We start from the raw sequence: 6,949 nt of genomic DNA, 5'->3' as shown, positions 1-6,949 counted from the left end.
GCTGCCCAAGAGCCTCACCCTCGACGAGGTGCTCGCGTTGCTCGAGGCCGCCGGCGGGGACAGCGAGGCCGACGGCCCGCTGACGTTGCGCAACCGGGCCCTGCTGGAATTGCTGTACTCCACCGGCGCGCGCATCTCCGAGGCCGTCGGCCTCGACATCGACGACATCGACACCCAGGCGCGTTCGGTACTGCTGCACGGCAAGGGCGGCAAGCAGCGCCTCGTGCCGATCGGTCGTCCCGCGGTCAGTGCGTTGGATGCCTACCTGGTGCGGGGACGTCCCGATCTGGCCCGACGGGGGCGCGGTACTCCCGGAATCTTCCTCAACGCCCGCGGCGGGCGGCTTTCCCGGCAAAGCGCCTGGCAGGTGCTGCAGGACGCGGCCGAGCGAGCCGGCATCACCTCGGCGGTGTCCCCGCACACGCTGCGGCACTCATTCGCCACCCACCTGCTCGACGGCGGGGCCGACGTCCGCGTCGTGCAGGAGCTGCTGGGGCACGCCTCGGTGACCACCACGCAGATCTACACCATGGTCACGGTGCACACCCTGCGCGAGGTCTGGGCGGGAGCACATCCCCGGGCGCGCTAACCGCCCAGATACTCCGACTCCAGCACCAGATCGGGCAGCAGGGTCTGATACTCGGCGTGGGTTTTGTGATGCTTGGTATCCCACAGCTCGCCCTGCTGCTCACGCATGTACGCCAGGTACTTCGGTGCGCCCGGCAGCTTCACGTTGTCGGCCACCACGATCGAACCGCGGTGCAGCCAGCGGCGCTCGAGCAGGCTCTGCAGATCGCTCAGATAGGCGTTCTTGTCGTGGTCGAGGAACACGAGATCCAACCCGGCCGGCTCAAACCCATTGGCTGCCAACGTATCCAACGTGAGCCCGCCGTCACCGACGGTTCCGACCACACAGGTGACCCGATCGGCCACCCCGGCGTGCGCCCAGATGCGTCGGGCGATCTCGGCGTTGGTGGGGGAGAACTCGACCGAGAACACCCGGGCGGCCGGCGCGGCCCGGGCGATGCGCATCGCCCCGTAACCGCAATAGGTGCCCAGCTCCAGGGCCAGCCGCGGATTCGCTCGCGCGACCGCGGCATCGAGCAGTGCGCCCTTCTCATCGCCGACGTTGATCAGAAACGACTTCTCGTAGGCGAACCTGTCGATGGTGGCGAGCACGTCATCCAGATCGCCCGAGCGGGCATTGGCCACGACGTAATCGGCCGCCGCGGCCTCGCGTCCGTCACCCCACTGCCCGGTGCGGGCGAAGTGTCTGGCGCCGATCCCCATCCGGATGAACGACCAGCGCAACAGCGGCAGTCGCTGTTTGAGACTCATGATGCACACCATATGCACCGATTGCCCGCGGGTCTGCCCGTCCTGGCAGCCTGCCGACGTTAAACTTGCCGGGATGTGCGCCGAGACTGCGGGATGCCTGACCAGGGGTGGGGTATGAATGACGGCGGACACGACGGCCTGTTCGAGCACAATGGGCCCGAGCTCGGCCTGACCGGGCGGCCACCGCGAGACATCCCCGAACCGCAGCCCCGCTCGACGCACGGACCGGCCAAGGTCATCGCGATGTGCAACCAGAAGGGTGGGGTCGGCAAGACCACCTCGACCATCAACCTGGGCGCCAGCCTGGCCGAATACGGCCGGCGGGTGCTGCTGGTGGACCTCGACCCGCAAGGTGCGTTGTCGGCGGGCCTTGGCGTGCCGCACTACGAGCTGGACCACACCGTGCACAACCTGCTCGTCGAGCCGCGGGTGTCGATCGACCAGGTGCTGATCAAGACCCGGGTCAGCGGCCTGGATCTGGTGCCCAGCAACATCGACCTGTCGGCCGCCGAGATCCAACTGGTGAACGAGGTCGGCCGGGAGCAGTCGTTGGCCCGGGCGCTGTATCCGGTACTCGACCGCTACGACTACGTGCTGATCGACTGCCAGCCGTCGCTCGGTCTGCTCACGGTCAACGGTCTGGCCTGCGCCGACGGGGTGATCATCCCGACCGAGTGTGAATACTTCTCGCTGCGCGGCCTGGCGCTGCTGACCGACACCGTCGACAAAGTGCACGACCGGCTCAACCCGAAACTGGAGATCAGCGGCATCCTCGTCACCCGTTACGACCCACGCACGGTGAACGCGCGCGAGGTCATGGCCCGCGTCGTCGAGCGGTTCGGCGATCTGGTGTTCGACACCGTGATCACTCGGACCGTGCGCTTCCCGGAGACGAGCGTGGCCGGCGAGCCGATCACCACGTGGGCGCCCAAGTCCGGCGGCGCGGTGGCCTACCGATCGCTGGCCCGCGAAGTCATCTACCGGTTCGGCGCGTGAACGATGTCCTGAGTACCCCGTCCACTGATGGTGCCGACGCTGGTGCGAGCCCGGGGGAGACGAGCGAGCAGCAGAACCGCTTTCAGGTTCGGTTGACCAACTTCGAGGGACCGTTCGATCTGCTGCTGCAGCTGATCTTTGCCCATCGACTCGATGTCACCGAGGTGGCATTGCATCAGGTCACCGACGATTTCATCGCCTACACCAAGGAGATCGGCGCCCGGCTGGAACTCGATGAGACCACGACGTTCCTGGTGATCGCCGCCACGCTGCTCGACTTGAAGGCGGCCCGGCTGTTGCCCGCCGGCGAGGTGCATGACGAAGAAGACCTCGCGCTGCTGGAGGTTCGTGACCTGCTGTTCGCCCGCCTGCTGCAGTACCGGGCGTTCAAGAACGTCGCGCTGATGTTCGCCGAACTGGAGGCCGCGGCGCTGCGCAGCTATCCGCGTGCGGTGTCGTTGGAGGACCGTTACTCGGACCTGCTGCCCGAGGTGATGCTGGGTGTGGACGCCGGCAAGTTCGCCGAGATCGCCGCGGCCGCGCTGACCCCGCGCCCGGTGCCCACCGTCGGCACCGACCACATTCACGCGCCCAAGGTTTCGGTACCCGAGCAGGCCCATCGGATCATTGCGCTGCTCGAACAACGGGGGATCGGCGAGTGGGCGACCTTCGCCGAACTCGTGGCCGAGTGCACCGACGGAATTCAGATCGTCGGCCGCTTCCTGGCACTGCTCGAACTGTTCCGGGCCAGGGCGGTAGCATTCGAGCAACCAGAACCGCTTGGAGTGCTCCAGGTTTCGTGGACCGGAGATCGGCCGACCAGCGAACATCTGGCCACCGCTGATGCGGAAGAATAGCGAGAACTGATTAACCATGACTGACGAGATCTCCGATTCCGGAGTTCAGTCCGACGATGCCCCGGGCGAGGTGAACCCGGTCGGAGATGACCTGGGCCTCGATGTGGCGACGGTTCCCGAGCTCGAGCTCGAGGAAAGTGAGCTTGACGACAGTGAGCTGGGCGCCGTGCTCGAAGCGCTGTTGCTCGTGGTGGACACGCCGGTGACGGTGGACCAGCTGGCCTCGGCCACCGAACAGCCCGCCTATCGGGTGATGGCCAAGCTGCGTCTGATGGCCGAGGAGTTCGCGACCCGCGACAGCGGCATCGACCTTCGTGAGGCAGCCGGCGGCTGGCGTATGTACACCCGGGCCCGTTACGCCCCGTACGTCGAGAGACTGTTGCTCGACGGCGCCCGGTCCAAGCTGACTCGCGCCGCGTTGGAGACTTTGGCCGTGGTGGCGTACCGTCAGCCGGTCACCCGGGCCCGGGTGAGCGCGGTGCGCGGCGTCAACGTGGACGCCGTGATGCGTACGTTGTTGGCGCGGGGGCTGATCACCGAGGCGGGGACCGATCCGGATTCGGGTGCGGCGACGTTCGCCACCACCGAGCTGTTCCTGGAGCGGCTCGGGTTGACCTCGCTGTCCGACCTGCCCGACATCGCGCCGCTGCTGCCCGATGTCGACGTGATCGACGACCTGAGCGAATCACTCGGTGACGAACCGCGTTTCGCGAAACTCAATGGTGGCACGCCCGGCAGTAATCAGCCGATGGCCTTCGACGTGGACAAGGACTGACATGGCTGACGACGATTTTGGTCCTCCTCGCGTGCGGGACGAAGGTATCAGGCTGCAGAAAGTGTTGTCCCAGGCGGGAATTGCCTCCCGACGGGTGGCCGAACGGATGATCACCGACGGCCGCGTCGAGGTGGACGGCCGGCTGGTGACCGAGCTCGGCACCCGGGTCGATCCGTCGGTCGCCGAGATCCGGGTGGACGGTTCGCGCGTCGTGCTCGACGACACCCTGGTGTATCTGGCGATCAACAAGCCGCGCGGCATGCTGTCCACGATGTCCGACGAGCGGGGCCGCCCCTGCGTCGGAGACCTGGTGGAGCACCGGGTCCGGGGAAACAAGAAACTGTTCCACGTGGGCCGGCTGGACGCCGACACCGAGGGGCTGCTGCTGCTGACCAACGACGGCGAACTCGCACACCGGTTGATGCACCCGTCCTACGAGATCCCGAAAACCTATGTGGCCACCGTGATCGGCACGGTGCCCCGCGGGCTGGGCAAGAAGTTGCGTGCGGGCGTCGAATTGGACGACGGCCCAGCCCATGTCGACGACTTCGCGGTGGTGGACACCGTCCCGGGTAAGACCCTGGTGAAGGTGACGCTGCATGAGGGCCGTAACCGCATCGTGCGACGCATGTTGGCAGCGGTGGATTTCCCGGTGCAGGAACTGGTCCGCACCGACATCGGCTCGGTGGCGCTGGGGGACCAGCGTCCGGGCAGCATCAGAGCGCTCAGCCGCAAGGAAATCGGCGAGCTTTATCAGGCGGTGGGAATGTGAGCGGATCTCTGGTGGTGGCCGTCGACGGCCCGGCCGGGACCGGAAAGTCTTCGGTGTCAAGGGGTTTGGCCAAGGCCCTCGGTGCCTGCTATCTGGATACCGGTGCCATGTACCGGATCGCCACCCTGGCGGTATTGCGGGCCGGCGCGGCCCTCGACGATCCGGCGGCCATCGCCGCGGTGGCGGACGGGGCGGTGATCGGCGTCGGCTCGGATCCCGGTGAGGATCGCGCTTATCTGGCCGGTGAGGACGTCTCGGCCGAGATCCGGGGCGACGAGGTGACCCGTGCGGTGTCAGCGGTCTCGGCGGTGCCCGCGGTGCGGGCCCGGTTGGTGGACCTGCAACGCGAGTTGGCCGCCTCGGGTGGACGGGTGGTGGTCGAAGGTCGCGACATCGGAACCGTGGTGCTGCCCAAGGCCGACGTCAAGATCTTCCTCACCGCGTCGGCCGAGGAGCGGGCCCGGCGTCGCAACGCACAGAACGTCGCCAACGGCCTGCCCGACGACTACGCGACCGTGCTGGCCGACGTGCAGCGGCGCGACCACCTGGATTCGACCAGGGCGGTGTCCCCGTTGCGGGCGGCCGAGGATGCGCTGGTGGTCGACACCAGCGAGATGAACCAAACACAGGTCGTGGCACACCTTCTCGACCTGGTGACCCAACATGCGGGGGTGCGGCGATGAGCGTCTCGGACGGAGACGGCACCTGGTCGGATGAAAGCGACTGGGAGCTCAGCGACGAGGTCGCCGAGGTTCTTGAGGAGGCGGCAGCGCCTCCGCCGGTGGTGGCCGTCGTCGGCCGCCCCAACGTCGGGAAATCGACGCTGGTGAACCGGATTCTAGGCCGCCGCGAAGCCGTCGTGCAGGACATCCCCGGCGTCACCCGCGACCGGGTGTCCTACGACGCCAACTGGCTGGGCCGCCGATTCATGGTGCAGGACACCGGCGGATGGGAACCCGACGCCAAGGGCTTGCAGCAACTGGTGGCCGATCAGGCGCTGGTGGCGATGCGCACCGCCGACGCGATCATCCTCGTGGTCGACGCGGTGGTCGGTGCCACCTCGGCCGACGAGGCCGCCGCCCGGATGCTGCGCAAATCGGGCAAGCCGGTGTTCCTGGCGGCCAACAAGGTTGACACCCAGCGCGGTGAAGCCGATGCCGCGGCCCTGTGGTCGCTGGGCATCGGTGAACCTCACACCATCAGCGCCATGCACGGCCGCGGCGTGGCCGACCTGCTCGACGTGGTGATGGAGAAGCTGCCCGAGGTCTCCGAGGTGGCCGGCAGCGGTGGCGGCGGCCCGCGCCGGGTGGCTCTGGTCGGCAAGCCCAACGTGGGTAAGAGCTCCCTGTTGAACCGCTTGGCCGGAGACGAGCGTTCGGTGGTGCACGACGTCGCGGGCACCACGGTGGACCCGGTCGACTCGCTCATCGAATTGGGCGGCAAGACATGGCGTTTCGTCGACACCGCCGGGCTGCGTCGCAAGGTCGGGCAGGCCAGCGGGCACGAGTTCTACGCCTCGATCCGCACCCATGGCGCGATCGACGCCGCCGAAGTGGCGATCATGCTGATCGATGCTTCCCAGCCGCTGACCGAGCAGGACCTGCGGGTGCTGTCGATGGTGATCGAGGCCGGCCGCGCCCTGGTCATCGCGTTCAACAAATGGGACCTGGTCGACGAGGACCGGCGGTACCTGCTGGACAAAGAGATCGACCGGGAACTGGTGCAGGTGCAGTGGGCGCCTCGGGTCAACATCTCGGCCATGACGGGCCGCGCGGTGCAGAAGCTGGTGCCGGCCCTGGAGACCTCGCTGGCGTCCTGGGACAAGCGGATCTCGACCGGCCAGCTCAACACCTTCCTCAAAGAGGTGGTGGCCGCCACCCCGCCGCCGGTGCGCGGCGGCAAGCAACCCAAGATCCTGTTCGCCACCCAGGCCGCCACCCGGCCGCCGACGTTCGTACTGTTCACCTCCGGGTTCCTCGAAGCCGGCTACCGCCGGTTCCTGGAGCGCCGGCTGCGCGAGACCTTCGGCTTCGAGGGCAGCCCGGTCCGGATCAACGTGCGGGTGCGCGAGAAGAGGGGCGCACCGAAGAAGCGCTAGTGGTCCGTCTGCGATTTGATCTGGTTAAGAGTGGCTCTGCCGCGTTGGACTTTGGCGATGATGTCCTCGGCGGTGGCTTTCCAGATGAAGGGCTTGGGGTCAGCGTTCCAGTG

At 67.4% G+C, this 6,949-nt stretch carries 8 protein-coding genes; 7 read left to right on the top strand and 1 reads right to left on the bottom strand.

The genetic code is table 11. From position 1 onward, the window contains the following. The coding region (locus tag A5699_RS14935; protein ID WP_157561272.1) for a tyrosine-type recombinase/integrase at window positions 1–589 on the top strand (589 nt) is incomplete at its 5' end. Here A5699_RS14935 and A5699_RS14930 read toward each other — a convergent pair. Beyond that, window positions 586–1,338, bottom strand: coding sequence for an O-methyltransferase (locus A5699_RS14930; RefSeq protein WP_067770547.1), 753 nt, complete (start codon window positions 1,336–1,338; stop codon window positions 586–588). The genes A5699_RS14935 and A5699_RS14930 overlap by 4 nt on opposite strands. A gap of 114 nt (window positions 1,339–1,452) precedes the next feature. Between A5699_RS14930 and A5699_RS14925 the strand changes: the two genes are divergently transcribed. The 6 genes from A5699_RS14925 to der all read left to right on the top strand — a co-directional run bounded on the left by A5699_RS14925 (window position 1,453) and on the right by der (window position 6,836). Continuing rightward, the gene (locus A5699_RS14925; protein ID WP_067770543.1) at window positions 1,453–2,334 is read left to right on the top strand and encodes a ParA family protein; all 882 of its coding nucleotides are present in this window, start codon (window positions 1,453–1,455) and stop codon (window positions 2,332–2,334) included. 92 nt (window positions 2,335–2,426) lie between these two features. Beyond that, entirely contained in the window at window positions 2,427–3,191 is a 765-nt protein-coding gene (locus A5699_RS14920; protein ID WP_231965724.1) for a segregation/condensation protein A, read from the top strand. Window positions 3,192–3,207: 16 nt separating this feature from the next. Next, window positions 3,208–3,966, top strand: coding sequence for an SMC-Scp complex subunit ScpB (scpB, locus tag A5699_RS14915; RefSeq protein WP_082957719.1), 759 nt, complete (start codon window positions 3,208–3,210; stop codon window positions 3,964–3,966). Window position 3,967: 1 nt separating this feature from the next. After that, window positions 3,968–4,738: a pseudouridine synthase gene (locus A5699_RS14910; protein WP_067770539.1), complete on the top strand. Its 771-nt coding sequence runs from the start codon at window positions 3,968–3,970 to the stop codon at window positions 4,736–4,738. Continuing rightward, window positions 4,735–5,421, top strand: a complete 687-nt coding sequence (cmk, locus tag A5699_RS14905; RefSeq protein WP_067770537.1) for a (d)CMP kinase — start codon at window positions 4,735–4,737, stop codon at window positions 5,419–5,421. Before A5699_RS14910 ends, cmk begins: the two co-directional genes overlap by 4 nt. After that, the gene (gene der, locus A5699_RS14900; protein WP_067770536.1) at window positions 5,418–6,836 is read left to right on the top strand and encodes a ribosome biogenesis GTPase Der; all 1,419 of its coding nucleotides are present in this window, start codon (window positions 5,418–5,420) and stop codon (window positions 6,834–6,836) included. Before cmk ends, der begins: the two co-directional genes overlap by 4 nt. The last annotated feature ends 113 nt before the right edge of the window (window positions 6,837–6,949 follow it).

Source organism: Mycobacterium sp. E802 (genome assembly GCF_001666875.1).
In the GTDB taxonomy this organism is placed as follows: Bacteria; Actinomycetota; Actinomycetes; order Mycobacteriales; family Mycobacteriaceae; genus Mycobacterium.
This window is presented reverse-complemented; position numbering and strand designations above follow the sequence as displayed.